This window comes from Acidovorax sp. GW101-3H11 (genome assembly GCF_001633105.1).
GTDB lineage: Bacteria > Pseudomonadota > Gammaproteobacteria > Burkholderiales > Burkholderiaceae_C > Acidovorax.
Genome location: NZ_LUKZ01000029.1, coordinates 150,583 through 174,214, shown reverse-complemented (window position 1 = coordinate 174,214; position 23,632 = coordinate 150,583). Strand labels below are relative to the sequence as shown.

22 protein-coding genes are annotated in these 23,632 nt (G+C 65.8%); 9 read left to right on the top strand and 13 right to left on the bottom strand.

Features of this window, described 5'->3' with window-relative positions:
* Window positions 1–21: 21 nt before the first annotated feature.
* From A1D30_RS21165 to A1D30_RS21125, 9 genes are all read right to left on the bottom strand, one after another.
* Window positions 22–3,132, bottom strand: coding sequence for an MdtB/MuxB family multidrug efflux RND transporter permease subunit (locus tag A1D30_RS21165; RefSeq protein ID WP_063462699.1), 3,111 nt, complete (start codon window positions 3,130–3,132; stop codon window positions 22–24).
* Window positions 3,133–3,186: 54 nt separating this feature from the next.
* Window positions 3,187–4,920 carry an MdtA/MuxA family multidrug efflux RND transporter periplasmic adaptor subunit gene (locus A1D30_RS21160; RefSeq protein ID WP_082836565.1) on the bottom strand — a complete coding sequence of 578 codons (1,734 nt, stop codon included), beginning with the start codon at window positions 4,918–4,920 and terminating at the stop codon, window positions 3,187–3,189.
* 229 nt (window positions 4,921–5,149) lie between these two features.
* Window positions 5,150–5,791 carry a LysE family transporter gene (locus A1D30_RS21155; RefSeq protein ID WP_063462697.1) on the bottom strand — a complete coding sequence of 214 codons (642 nt, stop codon included), beginning with the start codon at window positions 5,789–5,791 and terminating at the stop codon, window positions 5,150–5,152.
* Window positions 5,792–5,891: 100 nt separating this feature from the next.
* Entirely contained in the window at window positions 5,892–6,521 is a 630-nt protein-coding gene (locus tag A1D30_RS21150) for an ATP-binding cassette domain-containing protein (RefSeq protein ID WP_063462696.1), read from the bottom strand.
* A gap of 30 nt (window positions 6,522–6,551) precedes the next feature.
* Window positions 6,552–7,469, bottom strand: coding sequence for an EamA family transporter (locus tag A1D30_RS21145; RefSeq protein ID WP_063462695.1), 918 nt, complete (start codon window positions 7,467–7,469; stop codon window positions 6,552–6,554).
* The gene (locus A1D30_RS21140) at window positions 7,466–8,476 is read right to left on the bottom strand and encodes an SDR family oxidoreductase (protein ID WP_063462694.1); all 1,011 of its coding nucleotides are present in this window, start codon (window positions 8,474–8,476) and stop codon (window positions 7,466–7,468) included. The genes A1D30_RS21145 and A1D30_RS21140 overlap by 4 nt, the downstream gene beginning before the upstream one ends.
* On the bottom strand, window positions 8,473–9,408 hold the full coding sequence (locus tag A1D30_RS21135) for a bile acid:sodium symporter family protein (protein ID WP_082836560.1): 936 nt from the start codon (window positions 9,406–9,408) through the stop codon (window positions 8,473–8,475). The genes A1D30_RS21140 and A1D30_RS21135 overlap by 4 nt, the downstream gene beginning before the upstream one ends.
* A 10-nt stretch (window positions 9,409–9,418) precedes the next feature.
* A complete protein-coding gene (locus tag A1D30_RS21130) occupies window positions 9,419–10,753 on the bottom strand; it encodes an NAD(P)-binding domain-containing protein (RefSeq protein ID WP_082836559.1) in 1,335 nt (444 codons plus the stop codon).
* The gene (locus tag A1D30_RS21125) at window positions 10,750–11,595 is read right to left on the bottom strand and encodes an SDR family oxidoreductase (protein WP_063462693.1); all 846 of its coding nucleotides are present in this window, start codon (window positions 11,593–11,595) and stop codon (window positions 10,750–10,752) included. Before A1D30_RS21125 ends, A1D30_RS21130 begins: the two co-directional genes overlap by 4 nt.
* A gap of 90 nt (window positions 11,596–11,685) precedes the next feature.
* On the opposite strand from A1D30_RS21125, the gene A1D30_RS21120 reads away from it, so the two are divergent.
* The 5 genes from A1D30_RS21120 to A1D30_RS26115 all read left to right on the top strand — a co-directional run bounded on the left by A1D30_RS21120 (window position 11,686) and on the right by A1D30_RS26115 (window position 14,846).
* On the top strand, window positions 11,686–12,438 hold the full coding sequence (locus tag A1D30_RS21120) for an IclR family transcriptional regulator (RefSeq protein WP_063462692.1): 753 nt from the start codon (window positions 11,686–11,688) through the stop codon (window positions 12,436–12,438).
* A gap of 30 nt (window positions 12,439–12,468) precedes the next feature.
* On the top strand, window positions 12,469–12,837 hold the full coding sequence (locus A1D30_RS21115) for a hypothetical protein (RefSeq protein WP_063462691.1): 369 nt from the start codon (window positions 12,469–12,471) through the stop codon (window positions 12,835–12,837).
* Window positions 12,838–12,974: 137 nt separating this feature from the next.
* Entirely contained in the window at window positions 12,975–13,943 is a 969-nt protein-coding gene (locus tag A1D30_RS21110; RefSeq protein ID WP_063462690.1) for an MBL fold metallo-hydrolase, read from the top strand.
* Entirely contained in the window at window positions 13,921–14,523 is a 603-nt protein-coding gene (locus tag A1D30_RS21105) for a histidine phosphatase family protein (RefSeq protein ID WP_063462689.1), read from the top strand. The genes A1D30_RS21110 and A1D30_RS21105 overlap by 23 nt, the downstream gene beginning before the upstream one ends.
* Window positions 14,524–14,675: 152 nt before the next feature.
* Entirely contained in the window at window positions 14,676–14,846 is a 171-nt protein-coding gene (locus A1D30_RS26115; RefSeq protein WP_162995995.1) for a hypothetical protein, read from the top strand.
* A gap of 348 nt (window positions 14,847–15,194) precedes the next feature.
* On the opposite strand, the gene A1D30_RS21100 is transcribed toward A1D30_RS26115, so the two are convergent.
* The 4 genes from A1D30_RS21100 to A1D30_RS21085 form a co-directional block, all read right to left on the bottom strand.
* Window positions 15,195–17,672 (bottom strand): PAS domain S-box protein, encoded by a 2,478-nt coding sequence (locus tag A1D30_RS21100; protein WP_242421963.1) that lies wholly within the window; start codon window positions 17,670–17,672, stop codon window positions 15,195–15,197.
* A gap of 68 nt (window positions 17,673–17,740) precedes the next feature.
* Window positions 17,741–18,493: an ABC transporter substrate-binding protein gene (locus A1D30_RS21095; RefSeq protein WP_242421962.1), complete on the bottom strand. Its 753-nt coding sequence runs from the start codon at window positions 18,491–18,493 to the stop codon at window positions 17,741–17,743.
* 90 nt (window positions 18,494–18,583) lie between these two features.
* Window positions 18,584–19,363: an HD domain-containing phosphohydrolase gene (locus A1D30_RS21090; protein WP_063462687.1), complete on the bottom strand. Its 780-nt coding sequence runs from the start codon at window positions 19,361–19,363 to the stop codon at window positions 18,584–18,586.
* Window positions 19,363–19,734, bottom strand: a complete 372-nt coding sequence (locus A1D30_RS21085) for a response regulator (RefSeq protein WP_063462686.1) — start codon at window positions 19,732–19,734, stop codon at window positions 19,363–19,365. Before A1D30_RS21085 ends, A1D30_RS21090 begins: the two co-directional genes overlap by 1 nt.
* Before the next feature lie 146 nt (window positions 19,735–19,880).
* On the opposite strand from A1D30_RS21085, the gene A1D30_RS21080 reads away from it, so the two are divergent.
* The 4 genes from A1D30_RS21080 to A1D30_RS21065 all read left to right on the top strand — a co-directional run bounded on the left by A1D30_RS21080 (window position 19,881) and on the right by A1D30_RS21065 (window position 23,611).
* Entirely contained in the window at window positions 19,881–20,570 is a 690-nt protein-coding gene (locus A1D30_RS21080) for a helix-turn-helix domain-containing protein (protein ID WP_063462685.1), read from the top strand.
* Window positions 20,567–21,316, top strand: coding sequence for a response regulator (locus tag A1D30_RS21075; RefSeq protein ID WP_063462684.1), 750 nt, complete (start codon window positions 20,567–20,569; stop codon window positions 21,314–21,316). The genes A1D30_RS21080 and A1D30_RS21075 overlap by 4 nt, the downstream gene beginning before the upstream one ends.
* A 21-nt stretch (window positions 21,317–21,337) precedes the next feature.
* On the top strand, window positions 21,338–22,027 hold the full coding sequence (locus A1D30_RS21070; protein WP_063462683.1) for a glutathione S-transferase: 690 nt from the start codon (window positions 21,338–21,340) through the stop codon (window positions 22,025–22,027).
* Between the two features lie 141 nt (window positions 22,028–22,168).
* Window positions 22,169–23,611, top strand: a complete 1,443-nt coding sequence (locus tag A1D30_RS21065) for a GGDEF domain-containing protein (RefSeq protein ID WP_063462682.1) — start codon at window positions 22,169–22,171, stop codon at window positions 23,609–23,611.
* The last annotated feature ends 21 nt before the right edge of the window (window positions 23,612–23,632 follow it).

Here is a 23,632-nt window from a genome sequence, read left to right as displayed (position 1 = left end):
AAGCGCAATCCAAAATCGCCATCACGCCCCCACACCCCGCCGCCCACGCCACCGCTGCACCCACCCCTCAAACGTCAGGTAAATCACCGGCGTAGTAAACAGCGTAAGCAACTGGCTCAGAATCAGCCCCCCCACCATCGTCACCCCCAACGGGTGCCGCAGCTCACTCCCCACCCCCGTCCCCAACATCATCGGCAACGCCCCCAGCAAAGCCGCCAACGTCGTCATCAAAATAGGCCGGAACCGCAACAGACACGCCTGATAAATCGCATCGCGCGCACTCAGCCCCTCGTCCCGCTGCGCCTCCAGCGCAAAGTCGATCATCATGATCGCGTTCTTCTTCACGATGCCGATCAGCAGCACGATGCCGATGATCGCAATGATGTCCAGGTCCAACTGCGCTGCCATCAACGCCAGCAGCGCCCCCACACCGGCCGAGGGCAGCGTGGACAAGATCGTGACCGGGTGCACCGTGCTCTCGTACAACACGCCCAGCACGATGTACATGGTGACCACCGCCGCCAGAATCAGCAGCAGCGTGTTCGACAACGACGCCTGGAACGCCAGCGCCGCGCCCTGAAAGCTCGTCTCCACCGACAGCGGCAACAACCCCTCGGCCTGCACAGCCGCCTTCTCGCGCTCGATGGCAACCACGGCATTGCCCAGCGACACGCCGGGCGCGGTGTTGAACGAGATCGTGGCCGCAGGCAACTGACCCACGTGGTTGACCACCAGCGGCATGTTGCGCTCCTCGATGCGCGCCACCGACGACAGCGGCACCGGCGCCCCCGCGCTGGAGGGCACATAGATGCTCTGCAGTGCCTCGGGCCCCACCTTGAACTGCGGCGCCACCTCCAGCACCACGCGGTACTGGTTGGACTGGGTGAAGATGGTCGATATCAGCCGCTGGCCAAACGCGTTGTACAGCGCTGCATCGATGCCCGCCACGGTCACCCCCAGGCGGCTGGCCTGGGCGCGGTCGATCTGCACATAGGCCTGGCGGCCCTGGTCCTGCAGGTCGCTGGCCACATCTGTCAGCTCGGGCAAGGCGCGCAGGCGGCGCAGCAGCTCGGTGGTGCTGGTGGTGAGCTGCAACATGTCGGGCGACGACAGCAGCCACTGGTACTGCGTGCGCGCCACCCGGTCTTCAATCGTCAGGTCCTGTACGGGCTGGATGAACAGGCGGATGCCCGGCAGATTCTGCACGCGCTCGGCCAGGCGCTGCTGCACCACGCTGGCCTTGTCGCGCTCTGCATGGGGTTGCAGGTCGATCAGCAGGCGGCCGGTGTTGAGCGTGGTGTTCGCGCCATCCACACCAATGAACGACGAGACGCTGCGCACGGCCGGGTCTTCGAGCAGCCGCTCGGCCACAGCCTGCTGGCGCGCGGCCATGCCCGCAAACGAGATCGACTGGTCGGCCTCGGTGGTGGCCTGCAGCGTGCCGGTGTCCTGCACCGGGAAGAAGCCCTTGGGAATGAACAGGTAGAGCACCACGGTAAGCGCCAGCGTGGCCAGGAACACCAGCCAGGTCCAGCCCCGGCGGTCCAGCACCCAGGCCAGCATGCGGCCATAGCCCGCAATGGTGCGGTCAAAGAACTGGCCCGTGGCCTGGTACAGGCGACCGTGGCTCTCCTCGGGCGTGTGGCGCAGCAGGCGCGCGCACAGCATGGGGGTGAGCGTGAGCGACACCACGGCCGAGATCAGGATGGACACGGCCAGCGTGATGGCGAACTCGTGGAACAGTCGCCCCACCACATCGCCCATGAACAAGAGCGGGATCAGCACCGCGATCAGCGAGATGGTCAGCGAGATGATGGTGAAGCCGATCTGCTGCGAGCCCTTGAGCGCCGCCGCCAGCGGCGCCTCGCCCTCCTCCACGTAGCGCGCAATGTTCTCGATCATCACGATGGCATCGTCCACCACAAAGCCGGTGGAGATGGTAAGCGCCATCAGCGTAAGGTTGTTGATGGAGAACCCCGCGAGGTACATCACGCCGCAGGTGCCGATGAGCGACAGCGGCACCGCCACGCTCGGAATCAGCGTGGCCGAGGGGCTGCGTAGGAAGACAAAGATCACCGCCACCACCAGCACCACGGCCAGGCCCAGCTCCAGCTGCATGTCGCGCACCGAGGCGCGCACCGTCACCGTGCGGTCCGTCAGCACCTGCACATCCAGCGACGCGGGCAAGGTGCTTTGCAGCTGCGGCAGCAGGGCCTTGATGCGGTCCACCGTGTCGATCACGTTGGCGCCGGGCTGGCGGCGGATGTTCAGGATCACGCCGGGCTTCGCGCCCGTGTCGGCCGTGCCCGCCCAGGCGGCGAGGCGCGTGTTCTCGGCATCGTCCACCGTGTCGGCCACGTCCTTCAGGCGCACGGGGGCGCCGTTCTTGAAGGCGATGATGAGGTCGCGGTATTCGGCCGCCGACTGCAGCTGGTCGTTGGCATCGATGGTGGATGCACGGGCCGGGCCGTCAAAGCCGCCCTTGGCCTGCTTGACGTTGGCTGCCGCGATGGAAGTGCGCACGTCTTCCAGCGTGAGGCCCAGCTGCGCCAGCGCCGTGGGGTTGGCCTGGATGCGCACGGCCGGGCGGCGCCCGCCCGCAATGGCCACCAGGCCCACGCCCTGCACCTGCGAGAGCTTGGGCGCGAGGCGGTTTTCCACCAGGTCGTTCACGCGGATCACGGGCAGCGAGGGCGAGGTGATGGCCAGCGTGAGGATGGGCGCATCGGCCGGATTGACCTTGCTGTACAGCGGCGGCATGGGCAGGTCGCTGGGCAGCAGGTTGCTGCCTGCATTGATGGCCGCCTGCACCTGTTGCTCAGCCACATCCAGCGCCATGTCGAGCGCAAAGCGCAGCGTGATCACCGAGGCCCCGCCCGAGCTGGTGGACGACATTTGCGACAGCCCCGGCATCTGGCCGAACTGGCGCTCCAGCGGCGCGGTGACGTTGGAAGTCATCACATCTGGGCTGGCACCGGGGTAGAGCGTGGTGACCTGGATAGTGGGGTAGTCCACCTCGGGCAGGGCCGAAGTGGGCAGCAGCCGGTAGGCCATCAGCCCCGCGATCAGGATCGCCACCATGAGCAAGGCGGTGGCGATGGGACGCAGGATAAAAAGGCGCGACAGGTTCATGGCGACGGAGGCGCTGGCAAAACAGGCAAGGGAGAGACCGGGGAGCCGCTGCGCTCAGCGCGCCGGGCTGGCTGCGCCGCCCTGGGGCTGTTGCGGTTGCAGCCGCTCGCGGATGTAGGCGCGGCGCTCGTCCTGCGGCAAGGCCATCACACGGGCACGCTCATCGGCGGGCATCTGGTCGAGCAACGCTTTCACCTGGGGTGGCATGCCACGTGGAGGCTCTGACGAAGGCTGATCCGAAGCAGCGGCCGGTGCCGCAGCGGCGGGCGCGGAGCCCTCGTTGCGCGGGGTGGCGCGGGGCAAGGTCTCTGCGCGCACAGGGGTGGAAGCTGCTGCAGCTGGTGCCACGGCCCCGGAGGCTGCGGATGCGCCTGGGGCGGCTGCGCCCGCCGCACCACCCGCCCCCATCTGCGCCCGCCGCTCGCGCATAAAGGCGCGACGCTCTTCGGGGCTCATCTTCTGCAGCTTTTCACGCACATCGGGCGGCAGCGATGCCATGAAGGCGCGGCGCTGCGCGGCCTGATCCTGGGCCGCCTGGTCGGCGCGGGTCACGGCCCCGGCGTCGATCACGGCGACCTTGGCGCCTTCGCGCAGGCGGTCGATGCCGTCCGTGACCACCTGCTCGCCTTCGCGCAGTTCGCCTTCGATGCTCACGCGGTCGCCATCGGTCACCCCCACGCGGATGCGGCGCTGGGTCACGGTGCTGTCTTCCTGCACCAGGTACACGTAGTTGTTCTGCACGGCCGTGGCAGGCACGGTCAGCACGGCTTCAAGCAGGTTGACCTGCAGGCGCACGTTGACGAACTGGTTGGGGTACAGCGCGCCGTCGTCATTGGCAAAAGCGGCCTTGACCTTGATGGTGCCCGTGGCGGTATCGATGGCGTTGTCCAGCGCCACCACGCGGCCCTTGGCGAGTTGGCGGCGGGCGTCGCGGTCCCACAGCTCCACGGGGAGTTCCTCACCGGCGGCCAGACGGCGGCGCATTTGCGGCAGGTGCGCCTCGGGCACGGAGAACGCGGCGTCCATCGGCCGCACCTGGTTGATGGTGACAAGGCCATTGGCATCGCTCGGCCCCACCACATTGCCCTTGTCGGCCTGGCGCAGGCCCAGCCGCCCGGCGAACGGCGCCGTGACCTGGGTATAGCTCAGCTGCAGGCGCGCGGCGTCCACCTGGGCCTGATCGGATGCCACGGTGCCCTCCAGTTGGCGCACCAGCGCGGCCTGGGTGTCCACCTGCTGGCTGGCGATGGAGTCGCGCGCCAGCAGGTCCTGGTAGCGCTTGAGGTCAAGCTGCGCGTTCTTGAGCAGGGCCTGGTCGCGCTGCAGCGTGCCCTGCGCCTGCGACAGCGCGGCCTGGTAGCTGCGCGGGTCGATTTCGGCCAGCACCTGGCCTGCACGCACCTCGTCACCCTCCTTGAAGCGCACAGCCACCAGCTCGCCACTCACCTTGGCGCGCACCACGGCCGTGGCACGGGCGCTCATGGTGCCGATGGCGCTCACCACCACGCGCACATCGCCCCGCTGCACGGTACCTACCGACACGGGCTGCACGTTGCCGCCGCCAAAGCGCCCGGGGCCCCCTGCGGGCTTGCGCCCGGCAGGGCCTGCGGCACCGGAGCCCGCAGTGGCGGCGCTGGCCGCGTCCTGGCGCTGCTTCCACCACCAGCCACCGCCCCCTGCGGCTGCCACCAGCACGGCGGCCAACAACACGGCGGGGAGCAGCCGCAGCTTGCCGGACTGCAAAACAGCGGGCCGCTGTGGACGGGCAAACGAACGGATCAAGGGCATGGTCAGGCGCAATGGTGGCAAGACTTACGCAAACAGGGATGCGGGAGCGGCCCAGGCCTTGGAGCGGGCGTTTTTCCTGGCTCCTTTTTGCGAAAGTCGTGAATTTGAATAGAGAAGCAAGGGGGTATGGTAGCCAGCGCACACCCAAGGTTTGCCACCAGGAAGGGGCCCTTTACCGAGGATTTACGCGGGCTTTGGGCGGGGTTTACCGGGGCCCCGCGCCGGGCCATCAGCGGTTGGTGGCCAGCAGAAGGCCACCGGCCCCCATGAAGAAACCGCCCGTGGCCTTGTTGAGCCGCGCCACACCGCGTGAGGTGCGGATGAAGCGGCGGATCTGGCGGCCAAAGCTGGCGTACACGGCGGTCGAGACGAATTCGCTGCCCAGGTAGATGGAGCCCAGCACCAGGAACTGGCGCGCTGCGGGCTGCGCCGGATCGATGAATTGCGGGAAGATCGCCGCAAACAGGATGATGGCCTTGGGGTTGGTGATGCCCAGCAAGAACTCTTGCGCGATGAGCGCGCGCAGGTTCACCGGCGCCGAACGGCCCTGCTGCGGGCCGCTGCCCGGCACATCTTCCAGCGCCAGGCCACTGAACTCACGGCTGCGCCAGGCGCGCCAGCCCAGCCAGAACAAGTAGGCGGCGCCCACCCATTTCACTGCAGTAAAAGCCGCTTCAGACGCGAGCAGCATGGCCCCGAGCCCCACGGCCGACACCGTGAGAAAGATGGCAAACGCCGCCGCACGGCCCACGGTGGCAATCATGGCTGCGCCCACACCAGCGCGGATGCCATTGTTGAGGCCACAAAAGTTGTTGGGCCCCGGGGTGAGCGAGATGGCAATGGCCACCGGAACGAATAGCAGCGCGTCCATGGAGTAGTCCTTGCGGGATGAATCGAGAGAGGGGAGAGCAGGCCAGTCTACGGCAGACCCTGGCGCACCGCAGCCTGCAAGGCAGAAGCCCCCAAAGCGCTCAGCACCGCACCAGGTCCACCACCGATCCCCAGGGCACATCCGCCAAGGTTTCGTAGTGCGCCACCACGATCAGGCGGTCCGACCGGGGGGCCTGGGACGCCAGGGCCTGCGCCAGATAGCGGATGGAGGGTTTGTCCAGGCCGCCCACGGGTTCGTCGATCAGGGTCAGGGGAGCATTCGAGGCCAGGGCCCCGGCCATGAGCACCTTGCGTTTGCTGCCGGTGGACAGCGCATAGAACGGCTTGTGCAGGTGCTCGTGCAGCGCGAAGCCTTCGGTGTGCGCGTCCAGTGCGGCGGTATCCCACAGCGGGTAGCGGACAGGCAGGCTGTCCAGCCAGCCCCGGGCGGTGAGTGTGTCCATATCGCCCGAGCGGGGATCGGCCCAGAACACTTTTTGCGCATAGGCTTTGGGGGCTTCATCCGGGCTTGTGCCCTGCAGCGTGATGCGCCCGGCCTGCGCGGTCAGTTCCCCCGCCAGCAGGCGCAGCAGCGTGGTCTTGCCACTGCTTTCATCGCCGCGCACCAGCGCCAGGCCTGCGGGCCAGGCCAGCGACAGCCCGTTCAGCACCGCACACTCGGGGTAAGAAAACCGCAGTCCGTCTACCTGCAAAAAAATGCGCTCAGTCACCCGGCCTCCTCCATAGCGAAAGCACGGATTCTAGGAACCTGCGGCGCGCCGCGCCCACAGCCATCCCCCCGCCTGGTTCACCACCAGCCCGCACAACACGGCCGCCGCACCCGCCCATTGCAGCGGCAAGGGGGTTTCGCCCAGAAAAGCATAGGCCGCCCAGAGCCCCACCACGGGCACCAGCAGCGAGAACGGTGTGACCCGCCCGGCCGCATGGCGTTGCAGCAGCTGCGTCCACAGCGTGTAAGCCAGTAGGGTAGCCAGGAGGGCCAGGTAGCCCACGGCCAGCAGCGCCGTGCCGTTGATGGCCCGCAGCTGCGCCTCCACGCTGACCACCCCATCGCTCCACACCGCCAGGGCAAAAAACGGCACGATGGGCACCAGGCTGCTCCACACGATGAAGGGGAACGGCGCATAGGCCCCAGCCTGCGCCGCACGGCGCGCCACCAGGTTGGACACCGCCCACATGAAGGCCGCCCCGAGCGTGAGCACAAACCCCGCCAGCGTCATCTGCCCCGGCCCTTCGCCATGCGCCAGGCCAATGGTCATGAGCCCTCCAAACGCCAGCGTGAGCCCCCCCCATTGCCAGGGCTTGGCACGCTCGCCCAGCAGGGGGGCCGCCAGCAGCAAGGTGAAAAACGCCTGCGTCTGCATGACCACCGAGGCCATCCCGGCCGTCATGCCCAGCTGGAGGCCCAGGAACAGAAAGCCAAACTGCCCCAGCCCCTGCGCCAGCCCATAGCCCACCACAAAACGCCAGGGCAGCGACGGGCGCGGCACGAACAGCAGAAACGGCAGCGACGCCGCCGCAAAGCGCAGCGCGCCCAGCAGCATCGGGCTGAGCCCCTGCAAGCCCAGCTTCATCACCACAAAGTTCAGCCCCCAGATGACCACCACAGCAAGCGCGCGCAGCAGGTCGCCACGGCTCAAGGCCGCTGGCGCACTCATGCGGCGGCCACCGGTGCACCCACCGCCACGGGCCTGCCCTGCCGGGCCCGTGCGGCAACAAAAGCCTCGAACGCTTGGGCGCTGGTTTTGCCGGGCACGTAGCCCAGCACTTCCTTGAGCGCCGTGTTCAGCAGCACGGGCCGGTAGCGCAAAAAGTCCAGCTGCTCGGGGCCGTAGCGGCTCACACCGAGTGCGGAGCCCACGACCAGGGCCGTGCGCAGCACCCCGGCAGGCAGCTCCAGCACAGGTTTGCCCAGGCGCTGGGCGATCTCGCGCAGGGGCAAGGCGCCGTCACCAGCCAGGTTGAAGCAACCGGCACGCTGCGTGCGCAGCGCATGCAGGATGGCGCCGGTCACGTCGTCGTCCCAGATGAAAACAAAGGGGCTGGCACTGCCCCGGATGGCCAGCAGGCGCGGTTTTTCAAACAGCGCGGTGATCTGGTTGTCCACCCTTTCGCCCAGGATGGTGCCAATGCGCAGCACCGTCTGCGCCAGCGCCGGGTGCTGCGTGCGGTACTGCGCCAGCATCTCCTCCACCAGCCGCTTGTGATGCGAATAGGCAAACACTTCGTTGCCCCGCAGCGCGTCTGTCTCGCGCAGCCACGCGGGGTTGTCGGCGTGGTAACCGTAGGCCGCGCCGCTGGAGCTGACGACCAGCTGCTTCACACTGGTGGCCACACAGGCGTCCAGCACGTTCTGGCTGCCCAGCACGTCCACCGAATATTCAAACTCGCGGCTGGAGCCCCTGCCTGGCGTGACGATGGACGCCAGGTGCACCACGCTGTCGATCGCGTGGTCGGCCAGTGTCTGCACCAGAGCCGGATCGCGCACGTCCTGCACCAGATAGGCCACGCCGGGCAGGCGGCGTTCGGCGGGCACCTCACGCACATCGGCCGCCACGATCACGCCCGGCTGCTCGCGTGCCAGCGCCGCCACCACGCTGCGGCCCAGAAAGCCGTCGGCACCGGTGACGAGGATGCGGCGGTTTGCCCATGCCGCGCCGCTCATGCGCTCTGCTCCCCGGCGCTATCGGCGGGCGGCACAGCAGGGGGCCTGCGCCCCCACCAGCCCGCCAGCGCCAGGCCCGCGATGATGTCCCAGAAGCCCCACACGCCTGCCACCACCGCCATGCCGCCCAGGCCGCCAAAAAAACTGAAGATCAGCACCAGGCCCAGCCCCGCGTTGCGGATACCCACTTCGATGCTCACGGCGCGCCGGTCGTAGTCCGGCAGGCCGCTCAGGCGCGCGCAGGCATAGCCGGTGCCAAAGGCCAAGGCATCGTGCAGCGCCACCGCCAGCAACACCAGGCCCACATAGTCCAGAAAGTAGCGCCAGTTGCCCGCCACGGCACCGATGATGAAACCGATCAGGCAGACAAAACTGAGGATGCGCACGGGCTTGTTCACCCGTTTTGTAAAGCGGGGCAGCTTCTCGGCACAGAGGATGCCCAACACAAACGGAATGCCGATGATGGCCACGATGTGCCCCGCCATCTCCAGCGGGTCGAGCGCAATGCTGCGCAGCAGGGGCGCCGCCGTGGGGTGCATGCCGCCCCAGAACGCGAAGTTGAGCGGCATGAGCACGATGGCCAGCGCGTTGGAGATGGCTGTCATCGACACCGACAGCGCCACATTGCCCCCGGCACGGTGCGTGAGGATGTTGCTCACGTTGCCCGGCGGACAGCACGCCACCAGAATCATGCCCAGCGCTATGCTGGGGCCGGGCTGGAGCAGCAGCGTGAGCACAAAGGTCACCGCAGGCAGCACGATGAACTGCGCAGCAATGCCCACCGCCATGGCGCCGGGCATGCGCAGCACGCGCTTGAAATCGGCCACGCGCGTATCCAGCGCAATGCCGAACATGAGAAAGCCCAGCACCACGTTGAGCACCACGAGCGATGCGGGGTTGAAGTTGAGGCGTATTTCGTCCACGGGCAGCATGGCGGTCCTTTCAGGCGAGGGCAGCGGCCGCTGCGCGCACCGCGTTGCGGTAGGTGTCCTTGTGCACGTAGTACGCCATGCGTTCGAGCTTGAGGTACTTGAAGCCGCCGGAAAGATCGGGCGGCGGCCCGGCCTTGGCCTGCCGCAGGGCCTCTGCGCGCGGTGATCCTTCAGACTGCGCCTTGAAAAAGCGCGCCACCAGCTCCGCCTGCTCATAGCGGCCCTGCCAGCCGATGCCACTGGCCTCGATCATCCCCATCACGGCCAGATTGTCGAAACGGGGCGACAGGATGTTGAGGTACAGCTGCGGCGCCATGCCCTGCCAGTTGAGCAGGCTGTGGTCGATGAACGGGTAGTGCAGCGTGTAGCCCGTGGCGCAGAGCACCAGGTCGTAGTCCTGCGCGCGACCGTCCTTGAAGTGCACCGTGCGGCCGTCAAAACGGGCAATGTCGGGCTTCACATGGATGTCGCCATGGCCCAGGTGGTGCAGCACGAGCGAATTGACCACCGGGTGCGACTCGTACATCTTGTAGTCGGGCTTGGGCAGGCCAAAGCGCGCAGGGTCGCCGGTGAACCACTGCAGCACCACACTGTCGATTTTCTGCTTGAGCCAGGGCGGCATCTTGAACTTGCCGCCCAGCGTGTCGGCGGGCTGGCCGAACACATACTTGGGCACAAAGTAATAGCCCCGCCGCACCGACAGATCCACGCTGCGCGCGTAGTGCACTGCATCCACCGCAATGTCGCAGCCTGAGTTGCCCGCGCCCACCACCAGCACGCGTTTGCCCTTGAACAGCTCGGCGCTTTTGTAGGCGCTGGTGTGCAGCAGTTCGCCGTCAAACTGGCCCTCGAAACGGGGCATGTTGGGCTCGGCCAGCGTACCGTTGGCAATCACCACGCCCTTGAACTCTGCCGTTTGAGCCGGGCCGCCGTGCTGGCTCCAGGTGATGCGCCAGAGCGGCGCGGCGCCCTCGCCCAAGGGTTCGACCTTCAGCACGCGGGTCCCAAACCAGTAGTGCGGGCGCAGGCCAAAGTGTTCGGCAAAGTCCATGAAGTACTGCCGCATCTCGCGGTGGCTGGGGTAGTCGGCCACCTCGGCGCGCATGGGGAACTCGGTGAACTCCGTCGTGTGTTTGCTGGAGATGAGGTGGGCCGACTCATACACCGTGCTGCGCGGGTTGTCGATGTTCCACAGCCCCCCGACCTCGGTGTGCGCTTCAAACCCCTGAAAGGGCACGCCCAGCTTTTGCAGGTTGCGCGCAGCCGCGAGGCCGCTGGGGCCAGCGCCAATCAAGGCGATCTGGGTGCGGGTGTCCACCACGGTGGGTGTTGTCTCCGTTGTCATGCGTTTTTGCTTTCGTTCTGTGTTGGTGTCTCTGCAGGCAACGACAGGCCCGGGATGGCGGTGGCCCCCGCCTCGCCCACGCGCGGCTTGCGCGGTTGGCCCAACAGCAGGCGGTCGTGCAGCGCGTCGGGCAACAGGTTGAGCAAACGGGCCAGCCAGCCAATGCGCGCGGGCAGCACGATGTGGGTGCGGCCTTGCGCAACGCCCGCGAGCAGGGCCCGGGCGGCGGCGTCGGGCTCCATCAGGCCCGGCATGGCAAAACGGTTGCCCGCCGTGAGTGCGGTGCGCAAATAGCCAGGGCTGACCGTGCTGACCACGATGGACTCACCGCGCAGCTCGGCGCGCAGGCTTTCCAGGTAGCGGATGAGCCCGCCCTTGCTCGCGCAGTAGGCGCCGTTGCCCGGCATGCCCCGCCAGCCTGCAATGCTGGCCACGCCCACCAGGGCACCGCGCCGCTGCGCGCGCATGGCTTTCACAAACGGCTGAAAGGTGGTGGCCGCGCCCAGCAGGTTGATCTCCAGCATGCGGCGCAGCACGGCCAGATCGTCAGCTTCGGCGGTGTCAAAACCACCGGCCACCCCAGCGTTGGCAATAACAAGATCAGGCGTTCCCCGACGGCCCATCCAGTCGGCAGCCATGGCCTGCATAGCCGTGGTGTCGGCCACATCGGGCATGTAGACAGCACAGCGCTCTGGCGCCAGCGCGGCCAGAGTCTCCAAAGCGGGCCGGTTCAGCCCCACCAGCGCCACGGCGGCGCCCTGGCCGATCAGCTCCCGCGCCAGGGCCTGGCCCAGGCCACCACAAGCGCCGGTGAGTACCGCGTTCTGAAAAGTCGCCGCCATGAGCACCCCGTGAAATGTTGGTTTGCAGCTTAGCCACAATGCTCAATAATCCCGAAATGTTTTATGGATTCGTCTCGAATTCCGGGATTTATGACCAACTCATCCCCCAGCCTGCGCCTGTTTGAACTGCTGGAAATCATGTGCGCCCACGGCCGCCCGTTCAGCCTGGCGGATGCCATCGAGGCATCGGGATGGCCCAAACCCAGCGTGCACCGCATGCTGGGCCAGCTCGAAAGCGGTGGCCTGCTGGCGCGCGAGCCCGATGGGCGCCGCTACACCCCCGCGCCCCGCCTGCTGCGCCTGGCCGAAAGCACCCTCAGCGCAGGCACCCAGCATGGGGTGCGCCACGCGGTGCTGCGCCAGCTGGTGGCCGATATCGGCGAGAGCTGCAACCTCACGGCACTGAGCGGCGCCGAGGTGATCTACCTGGACCGCGTGGAGTCGGCCTTTCCGCTGCGCATGGAGCTGCGGCCCGGCACACGCGTGCCCATCCACTGCTCGGCCAGCGGCAAGCTGTTTCTGGCCCACCTGTCGGCCGCGCGCCGGGCGGCCATCCTCGACGGGCTGCCCCTGACCCGCCACACGGCCACCACTTTGACCGACCGCACCGCCCTGGAGGCCGAGCTGGAGCAGATCCTGCGGCAGGGTTACGCCACAGACGCCGAAGAGTTTGTAGATGGCCTCGTGTGCGTGGCCGTTCCCGTGCTGGCCGGGGGGCGGCGCCAGGTGCGCAGCGCCGTGGCCCTGCAAGCGCCTGCCGCCCGCATGCCGCTGGCGCAGGCGCTACAGCAGGTACCCCGCTTGAGCGAAGCCGCACAGGCACTGGGCCGCACCTGGACTTAGGGACGGCCTGCATAACCTCGAATGACACATATGAACCTGAACTACCTGGATTTTGACTACAGCGAAGACGCAGACGGCGTGGGTACGTTTGATGCCATGGCGAGCGTACAACCCGCACAGATTCCCGCATTGCACGCCGAGATCGCTGCCGTGCTGGCCTGGGCGCACCAACATTGGCCCGATGCCTGTGGCCCCTCAGAAGATGGCGGCGAATGGCACTACGACCTGCATGGCACACAGGAAGTCAGCACACCGCTGGTGCTGAGATTTGACGACACCGCAGGGCAACTGCATGCGACGGCAGGCAGCCCTGCCCCACCCCGGACCACGATCACCCTCACCGTCAGCGGGAGCGCCGCCTTTTGCGATGCACTGCGCGAGGCCTTCGCCATCGACTAAGGCCCCAATACGGGGTTAACCCCAGTTACCAGCAAAAGCCCCACGTTGCGAACAGGTTAGCGCAATGGCACGTGGCAATCTCTCGGGCACCGCTACAGTTGCGACTCATCAGTTCAACCCAAGACCGGGGAGTTTTTATGCTGTCACGCCGCCACTTCCTGGGCGCAAGCCTGGCCACCACCGCTTACGCAGCGGGCTCCTTTGTCCCCGTGTGGGCACAGAACGCGCCCAACTTCGGAACCCCCACCCTGCCCAGCCCCGGCTTTCGCCGCATGAAGGTGGGCGATGTGGAGGTGATTGCGCTGAACGATGGCATCACGCGCCGCCCGCTGGGAGAGGAGTTTGTAAAGAACGCGCCGCTGGCCGAGGTGCGTGCGATGCTGGCATCCCAAGGACTGCCCACCGACTACATCGACGTGCCCTACACGCCCTTTCTGGTGGTGGCGGGCGCGCGCAAGATCCTCATTGACACGGGCCTGGGGGAATTTGGCGGCGCCACCACGGGCAAGCTGCTCGACAGTCTGCGCGCAGCCGGTCTGCAAGCGGCCGACATCGACACGGTGCTGATCAGCCACTACCACGGCGACCACATCAATGGCATCCGCAACAAGGCCGGTGAGTGGATGTTCCCCAAGGCCAAGGTGATGGTGCCCGCCGCCGAACACGCGTTCTGGATGGACGACGCCCGCATGGCTGCAGCGCCTGCGGGCATGAAAGGCGCGTTCGAGAACGTGCGGCGCACCTTTGCCACCATGCCCGCCGACACCCTGGTGCAGTTTGCAGCCGATGCGGAAGTGGCGCCTGGCATCAAGTCCGTGGCGGCCTATGGCCACACGCCGGGCCACACGCTGTTTGAGCTGACCTCGTCGGGCCAGAAGTTCTTCTACGTGGCAGACCTGACCAATGTGCCTGCGCTGTTCGCTCGCAATCCCGACTGGGCTGTGACCTTTGACATGGACGCCGAGGCTGCGCGCAAGGTGCGGCGCGATGTGTTCCAGCGCATCACCGCCAGCAATGCCATGCTGGGCGGCTTCCACTTCCCGTTCCCTGCGTTTGGCCGCATGGCGGTTTCTGGCAATGGCTATGCCTTCCAGCCTGCCGCCTGAGCCCCGCATTGCCCGCCGTGCGGTGCTGGGCGCAGGGCTGGCCTTGGCCAGCCTGCGCAGCTGGGCGGCGCAAGACCCGGATGCCGAAGCCTTGTTGCGCAAGGGCGGGGTGGTGGCCGCGTTCCGCCACGCGCTGGCCCCCGGCACGTTCGATCCACCCGGATTCCGCCTGGGTGACTGCAGCACCCAGCGCAACCTGAACGACGAAGGCCGCGCCCAGGCGCGCAGCGTGGGGGCGTGGTTTCAGCAGCGGCAACTCCAGCCGGGCAAGGTTTTATCAAGCCCCTGGTGCCGCTGCGTGGACAGCGCCACCCTTGCCTTTGGCCCACCCCAGGTCTGGGCGGCGCTCGGGTCACCCCGGGGCAGCCCGGAGACCACCAGCGCGGCCCACCTGCGTGAACTGCGGGCGGCGCTGGTTGCAGCGTCGTCCCGGCCCGATCGATTCGAGGTGTGGTTCACCCACATGTTTGTGCTGTCCGACCTGGCAAACACCAACACCAGCTCGGGCGAAGCGCTGATCCTGCGGGCGGACACCAAAGGCAAAACCGAGGTACTGGCACGTCTTGCCGTCCCTGCCTGACAAAGGGACTTGCTGACACACCGGGCTGCTGCGGGGGCCGCAGTTTGTGCCGCCATGAGAGTCTGCAAAACACCTGCCAAACACCTTTCAGCGCCCGGCAACCCGGCTGTGGCCTAAAATCGCTCTTTTTTCCACCAACTCTGAGACCTACCATGGGCAACAAGATCGTCACCGAAGCAGACCGCAAGCGCACTCCCCGCCCTACGCCCGTGCCCGGCTACACCCTGGCCACCCCCGGCCGTGGCCAGCGCGTGAGCCTGGAGCGCGGTGTGGCAACCCGCAGCAAGAAGAACCCTGGCAAGCGCTCCAAGAAGGGCGGCTGATCGCCAGATCGCCATGGGCCGGTGGCACAAGCAAAAGAGCCCTCGCAAGAGGGCTTTTTTGCGTTCTGCGCATGCTGCGTCAACCAGCTAAACAGACATTGCCCCAATGTCCTGGCGCGCCATCTCCAGCAGCCACTGGCGAAACACCGGCAGGCTGGATCAGGATGGAAGCCTGGTCGAACACCGTCGATAGTTCAGGCCCCACTCTTTCGGCCCCGGCGGCGTGCAGCCACTAGGCCCGGTTGCCAGGGGGTGGAATGGGCCAGCAAGGGTTCGGCATTCAACGGCTCAATCTCTGCAACAAAGCTTGTGTTGGCAAGCTGATTGCCGCAGTGCGGCAGTGTCCGACTATTCCAGTCCAAGGGGTGCAGGCATGGTTTCCGCTTGTCCCCTTGCCGGCAGGATGACGTGAAAGGCAGCACCGCTGGCCGGCACGTTGCGGGCATAGATCTGTCCTCCCATTGCCTCCACGATCTTGCGGCAGATGGCCAGCCCCAGACCCGTTCCCCCCGAGCCGTCCTTGGTCTTACTCGACTGCACAAACGCCTCAAAAATAGTCTCGAGTTCGGCTTCCGGGATACCGGGTCCCTCGTCCTGCACCACCAGGTGCGCCTGGCCTTGGGGGTCCATGAAGCCGTGCAGCGTGATGGTGCTGCCCGGTGGCGAAAACTTGATGGCGTTGGCCACCACATTGCGGATCACTTGCTGAAAGCGCAGCGGGTCGGCCTTGGCTACCAAGGGCGTCTCGGACATGTCCACGTCCATCATCAAATGGCTGCGTTCCAGAAGTGGTTCCAATTCACGGATGACCGGGCGCACCACGCCACGCAGGTCGATGCGCTCCAGGTGGAAGGTCCCCACCGTGCTCTCCAGCTTCGAAACCTCCAACAGGTCGTTGACCAGCGTCAGCATGCGCTTGCCCGCAAGATGAATGTCTTCAAACATTCCCGCTAGCTTGGGCTGCGCACGCCCGCGCAACATGCCCAGTTCGGCAAAACCCAGGACGGACTGCAAGGGGGTACGCAGTTCATGGCTCATGTTGGCCACAAACTCCGACTTGGCCCGCGACGCCTCTTCGGCGGCATCACGCGCCTCCTGGGTCGCGCGCTCGGCCTCGCGGAACTCGCTCACGTCCATCAGGATGCTGAGCACACCAGTCACACGACCATGCTCGTCTTCAATCGCCGCCTTGGCGATCCGCGTTTCACGCCGCGATCCGTCCCCGTGGCGAACCTTGGTGTCCAACAAGGCCCGCCCACCCCAGCGCAGCAACTGGACGTTGGAGGACTGGTGCACCTTGGCCTCATCGGGTGGAAGGACGGATACGAATTCCCGACCCAGCACGGCTGCGCGCTGCCGCCCTTTGTATTGCTCCCAGGCCTTGTTGACCAACATGAATCGCCCCTGCTCATCGGTGACCGAGATCGGAAGCGGGTTGGTCTCCAGCAGCAAATCCTGGAACGCCAACTGAGAATGCAACTGTTGCTGCGCAACCCAACGCTCCGTCACATCCACTGCGCTGCCAGCAAAGCCTGTCACACGCCCTTCGGAAAGCAACGGAACCACCGCGAGCTGCAACATCATCTCTTTGCCCTCGCCTACGTTCAGCACGACCTGGCATGTACGCACCCCATCGGCAGAAGTGGGATTCAGCACCCTGGCAAGCTCCGCTCGGCTCAATGGGGCCACAACGTCCCGCAGATTCTGCCCCTTCGCCCGCGTTGCTGCATCTCCTGTAAAAGCCGTCCAATGGGCATTGACATAGGTGATGACACCATCGGCATCGGTGCGAAAGATCAACTCCTGCACACTGCGCATCAGGACTGAAAGCTCCCGCTCATTGCGGGCTACGCGGGCATGCGCTGCATCCACTGCACGGCGCGCGAACTCGCGGGTTCTCACACTTCGCCACACCACAAAGGTCAACCCGACTACCAGCAAAACCAGCGCTATGCCAATGCCCAGCAAGGCACGTGCCTCCCGCAACCAGCGCTGCACAGCACTGCGCGAGGACTCTTCAACAATCACCAACAGTGGCTTGGTACCCGAAACGCGAAAGCCGACGATCTGGTTCTCGCCCAACACGCCCGCGCCAATATAGGCCGCGTGCTCTTGACCGGGCAGGTAATGCGTGAACACGGGAACACGCTGGTTGACCCAGGTCCCGACGTATCCGGCTGCGGGCCCGGAAGTTGCAAGTACCTGCCCCCCGTAAGAGGTCACCACTGAATCGAAGCTGTCTGTCTCCAGCGTCAGATGCTGAAAATTTGAGAGCGAATCCGGGTTGACCAAAGCGATCAATGTCAACTCGTGCCCGGCTTCGTTCTTGTAGCTGTACAGCATCGGTACGAACGCCACGCCAGCCGGTGCCTGTGCAGCAGCTCCATGAAGACGGATTGCCTGCAAGCCGCGCCCAGGGGTTAATGTTCCCAAAACGCTGCGCCCGAGGGTGGGCTTGCCTCCAAGCCGGGACATGTCCACGAACGTTTCTGCATCCCCCTTTTGCGTACTGGCCACAATGCGGCCACCGGTGTCCACCACCGCCAGGCTCCGCAGAAACGACAAGCCCGTCAAAGCCTGGGTCAGAGCTTCCTCCATCCGCCGGGGGTCTGCCACCACCGAACCCAGCGCGGGTGCGATGGCCAGCGCCTCCAGCGCCAACTCAGCGGTCTCGAAGGTTCGGGTGGCCTGGTCCTCCAGGATGCGGGCCAGCATCGTGGCATGCGACAGGTCATTGGCCCGGGCTCCTCGAAAGTCGTTCACAGCCACCGCCCCCACCGCAAGCAGACTCGCCAGCGCAGCGAGCGCCCCCACCACCAGGACCATGGTACTTGCGTGCGAGATCCACGAAACAGACCTCAGAGACAACTGCTCCAGATGGCGCATGAGGCCCATCAGCGCACCACGATGGATTTGAGGCCATGGTGGCCCGCTGCGCGTAGCAGCCGACCGTCTGCCTTTATGCGAGAGACAAAGGCATCCACAGCAGCGAGCCAGGCGGCATCCCCTTGCTTCACCGCGTAAGCGTAAGGGAGCACGGAGAAAGGCTCGGCAGGTTCGATCAGCCGGGCCCAGTCCGCGTTGTCCAGCAAGCGTCTGCTGTAAGGGTAGTCGGTCATGAACACATCCACGCGCCCGGCGACCAGTTCACGCTCCCGGGTTGCGGGGGGGCTGATCTTCACCAAGGTTGCACTCCTGAGGCGCTGCGCCATGATGGGCTCCATGAAGGTGCCCGCCTGAACGGCCACCATCACGCCAGGCTTGTCGATATCGGCCCATTGTTTGACCACCACGTTGCTTTTGGTCGTGACAGCATAGATGTCGCTTTGCATGTAGGGCTGCGTGAAAGCGAGTTTTTCCATGCGCTGCGGCAGCATGCCAACGGCAAACATCGCAACATCGCAGCGGTCTTGACGCAAGTCTTCGATCAGCGTTGCGAATGAGGACTCTACGTACTCAACTTTGACCTTGAGGTCACGCCCCAGCTCGGCCGACAGCTCAATGTCGATGCCCGCCAGCTCCTGCGTGCGCGGGTGGCGATAAGTCACGCCATAGTAGTCCGGCCAGATGCAGACCTTGACCACGGCCTGGCCCTGCACACGATCCAGCACCGGGCCCGCAGCGGCACCGGTGACGCTTACAGCCATACACAGCCCTGCGGCCACACTCCATCGATTGACACAAGACATCAGCATCTGGACTCCTTGAATTCCGGGTTTTCTACACATGTTTTTGCACTAGGGCGAGTCAATCAGCGAATCGAACGACGGGCACTCCTGCGTGATCCTGCAGCGCAGGGCATTGATGGCCTCGGCATGCGCCAGGAAGGCATCCACCACCACCGGATCGAAGGCACGGCCCCGCTCTGCCTTCAGCATCTCCAGCGCCTCCTCCACGCTGAAGGCGGGGCGGTAGACGCGGTCCATGGTCAGCGCATCAAAAAAATCGACCACGGCAGTGATGCGACCTGACAGCGGAATGGCATCCCCGGCGAGCCCTGCCGGATACCCTGCGCCGTCATAGCGTTCATGGTGGGTCAACGCCACCTCTGCGGCCATGCGGAACACCGGAATGCGGGAGCGACCCAGAATCTCTGCCCCCATGGCGGCATGGCCGTTCATGATCTCCCGCTCCTCAGGGGTCAGCTTGCCGGGTTTCTTGAGCACGCTGTCGGGCGTGCCGATCTTGCCGACATCGTGCATAGGTGCGGCCTTGCGCAGCATGCGGGCAAAGCCCACTGTTTGCCCCAGTGCCAAAGCCAGCGCTTCTGCGAGGTAGCCGATGCGCACGATGTGTATGCCGGTGTCATCGTCCTTGAGATCGGCTGCCGCTGAGAGGTGCAACAAGGCTTCGTGGTGAGCGCGGGTGACTTCGCGCAGGGCTTCGTTGCGCTCGCGATACATGCGGCCGAAGTCGTCCACAAAACGCTCCATCTGCGCTGCGGCGGCTTCGTCGAAGCAGCGCGCGCCCCCTTCAGCCTGAGGCGCCGGCTCAGCATCAGCAAGGGCGGCCAGCATCACGACGCCGCCTCCATGCGGTAGATCGTCTCCAGGACCTGCAAGGTGCTGAAAGGCTTCATCAGGTAGTCGTCCGCACCGGCAACAAACCCCGCTGCCCTGTCATCGGACTGCACCCGCGCCGTAAGCATGACAACCTTGGTGTGCCGCATCCCCGGATCGGATTTGATGCGACGGCACACGTCCAGGCCGTTCAAGGTGCCCGGCATCATCACATCCAGCAGCACGATGTCTGGCTGCAGCTCGCGGGCCAGCGCCCAGCCCGCGTCCCCGGTGGCGGCTTCATGGATCTCGAAGTCATCGAACTCCAGCGTCATCTTCAGCAGTTTGCGGATATCCATGTGGTCTTCAACGATCAAGATCTTTTTCACGGCAAGCCCCTTTCCAGGACATGAATCAATTAGGAGCAGAAAACCACCAAGCCAGGTGATTTTTTTTCGATTGATTGAATCATATCAATCATTTTTATCAAATACAAGATCTCCAACATAAAAAAATCGTCCAAAATGCGCGATCTATGCAATCTGACAAATTCCCAACGGAGCGCCAGGCACCGGACCACTACACCACGCTCGAAGTGGCCAAGATCCTTGGCATGGCCGTGCGCTCCGTCCAACTCATGGTGGACCGCAACGAGCTGGAGGCCTGGAAGACCCCCGGCGGGCACCGGCGAATCTCGCGAACCTCGGTAGAACGCTGGGCCAGCGCCCATGGCCTGGCGGGCGCCGACAGCGCCCCGTCCTCGTCTGCGCCGCCTCTGGCTCCCGCCACCCGCCCCCCGGTGTCTCGCGCCCCGTCCGCCACACCGGCCTCGGTGCGCACGCCGCAGATCCTGCTGATTGAAGACTCGGTCCATTTCCAGAACCTGGTGGGGCTGATCGTGAAACAGCACTTTCCAGAGGCGGCGCTGCAAGTGGCCAACGACGGGATCACAGGGCTGGCCCTGTATGGCCAGATCCAGCCCGAGGTGCTGATCGTTGACATCCTGCTGCCCGGTATCGACGGCGCCACCCTGATCACCACACTGCGCTCACATCCGCAGTTTGCGCGCAGCTACCTCATCGTCGTAACCTCGCTGGACGAAGCGCAGCGCGAGCCCTATGCCTTTGCCCTGCAGGGAGTGGAGGTGATCCACAAGCCCCGGCTGGTGGCAGAGCTGCCTGCAGTCCTAGCGGCCTGCCTGCCAACGGGCCCGGTGACGTCATGACCCTGCCCCGGGTTCTGCTGGTCGAAGACGATGCCTCCATCGCTCGCTTCGTAGAGCTTGCGCTGGAAGAGCTGCCCATCGAGCTGATCACATGCACCAATGTGGGTGACGCCCAGCAGGTGCTGCAGGCCGGCCACACACGACTCATCATCACCGACCTCATGCTGCCCGGCGAGTCCGGCATCGACCTGATGCAGCGGTTACTGCACGAGCCGGGCCCGGGCCATCCGATCCCTGTGGCCGTCTTCAGTGCCGGTTTGACCCCTGCCGTGCGCGACCAACTGGGCGCCATGAAGGTGTGGCGCATGCTGTCCAAACCCGCCTCGGTGATGGAGCTGGAAAACTGTGTGCGCGACGCCCTAGCTCTGCCCATGGCCACAGCACCCAATGCGCCGACCTCCCCGGCACCGGCACCCGCCGCTCAAGCACTTTCCACCGCCGCCCAGGCCGAGGCCGAAGCGATTGCCACCCACTTCGCGGGCGACGAGTTTCTGTTCAAGGCCTACCGCGCCAGTTGCCTGCAGCAGTTCCCGGCCGATGTGCAGCAGGGCGATGCCGCCTGCGCCGCACAGGACTGGCCCGCCCTGCGCCGCCTGGCACACAGCCTGGCCACCGTGCTGCTGACGCTGGGGCACCCCACACAAAGTGTGCGAGCGCGCCAGCTGGAGAAGGCCGCCGCCGAACTCGCCGCCAACCAATGCCTGGACCACTGGGGCAAGCTACGCGCCTTCATGACCCAGCTCTGACAACCTGTACAGGACCGCACCATGATCACCGTCCGCCACCTCGAAACCTCGCGCTCGCAGCGCATTCTCTGGCTCCTGGAAGAACTGGGAGTGCCCTACGAACTCAAGATCTACCAGCGCGACAAGGCCACCAAGCTGGCGCCGCCTGAACTCAAGAAGATTCACCCGCTCGGCAAATCGCCCGTGATCACCGATGGCGGCGAAGTGATTGCCGAATCCGGCGCGATCATCGAATACCTGGTCGAAACCTACGGGCCCCAGGCCAGCGGCGACCTGGCCCACCTGCAGCCCGCGCTGCGCACACCCGAGCACCGCCAGTGCCGCTTCTGGATGCACTACGCCGAGGGCTCGCTCATGAACTGGCTGGTGATGAAGCTGGTGTTCATGACCATCCCCACCCAGCCCATGCCTTTCTTCGTGAAGCCCATTGCGCGCCAGTTGTGCGGCACGGTGCAAAAGAAGCTCATCGACCCCAACGTGGACAGCGCGCTGGCTTTCATCGAGGCGCATCTGGCCACCCACCGCTGGTTTACGGGCGAACACCTCACCATGGCCGACTTCCAGATGAGTTTTGCGGTGGAAGCCCTGCTGTCGCGCGCCAATGACGCCAGTGGCAGCCCGCACCTGCAGGCCTACAAGCAGCGCATGGAAGCCCGCCCGGCGTACCAGCGCGGCATTGCCAAGGGTGGGCCGGTGGTGATGGGCGCCTGAAGGCCTTTTGACGATCTGGGCCCCATGCCCACCCTCGCCGGGTGATGGGCGGCGGGCTCGGAAGATATGTAAGCAAATAGATGTTTACGTAACAAAAGCATAAAATTTTGTATCCACCCCAACCCTTTGGGGGGATGCACCATGCCCAGCAACCCGATCCAGCGGCCGGCCCAGGCCCACCTTGCCAATGAACCGGCAGGGCACCGGGAACGTTTTGCCGCCGGGGCCACCATCCTGGTGTCGGTGGTGCTGTTCATGCTGGCTGTGCCCTACGCCACCGTGGCACTTGCCCCCTTCCCGGCCTTCATCCCCATCTACGTCACCGCCCTGGTGATCTTCGACCTGATCACGGCCGTGCTGCTGTTCGGGCAGTACCGCGCCCTGGGCGCCGTGGGGCTGCTGGTGCTGGGGGGCGCCTACCTGTTCACGGCCACGGCCACGGCGGCCTATGCGCTGATTTTTCCGGGCCTGTTCGCGCCCACGGGGCTGCTGGGCTCACGGCCGCAGACCTCGTCCGCGCTGTACATGCTGTGGCATGCGGGCTTTCCACTGGCCGTGATGGCCTACGCCCTGATCAAACACCAGAAGCCACGCGGCCCGCAATGGGTGAAGCGCGGCCACGCCCACCGGGGCATCGTGGCCACGGTGGGCGTGGTGCTGCTGGTGGTGGCTCTGTGGACCGGATTCGCCACCGCCGGGCACGCGCACCTGCCGGTGTTTCTGGATGGCAACCGCACCACGGCCACGGGCAAGCTGGTGCTGGCCAGTATCTGGCTGCTCAGCCTGGCCGCGCTGGTGCTGCTGTGGCGCCGCAAGCCCCATGCGCTGCTTGATGTCTGGCTGCAGGTGGTGATGTGTGTCTGGCTGCTGGACATTGCCATGGCCGCCTTGCTCAACACGGGGCGTTATGACCTGGGCTGGTACATGGGGCGCATCTACGGCCTGCTGGCGGCGGGCTTTTTGCTCATCGTGCTGCTCAGCGAAAGCGCCCGGCACCAGGCGCAGTTGCGGCAGGTGACCGCAGCGCTGGAGGCAGCCAACGCCAGCCTGTGGCGCCTTTCGATGCAGGACGGCCTGACCGAGCTGGCCAACCGCCGCGCCTTCGATCTGCACCTGGCAGAGCAACTGGCCCTGGCCACGCGGCACCACCGCCCGCTGGCGCTGGTACTGATGGACGTGGACCACTTCAAGGCCTACAACGACACCTATGGGCACCAGCTGGGCGACGAGTGCCTGCAGACCATTGCCAAGGTGCTGCGGGCCAGCGGCAAACGCCCCTCAGACCTGGCGGCCCGCTACGGCGGCGAGGAGTTCGCGCTGGTACTGCCGGAGACGGACAGCCACGGTGCGCTGCACATCGCCACGGCCACACAAGGCGCGGTGGCGCGGCTGTCCATCCCGCACAGCCAGTGCTCCACCGGCCCGCATGTGAGCATCAGCGCCGGTGTCGCCGCCATCCACCAGGGCGAGGCCATGACGCCGCAGCATTTGATCGAAACCGCAGACAAGGCGCTGTACGAAGCCAAGAAGGCCGGCCGCAACCGGGTGATTCTGCAGGAGGCCCCCACCACCCACGCGGCGTGATTCGCGCCGTGCCGCGCCGCT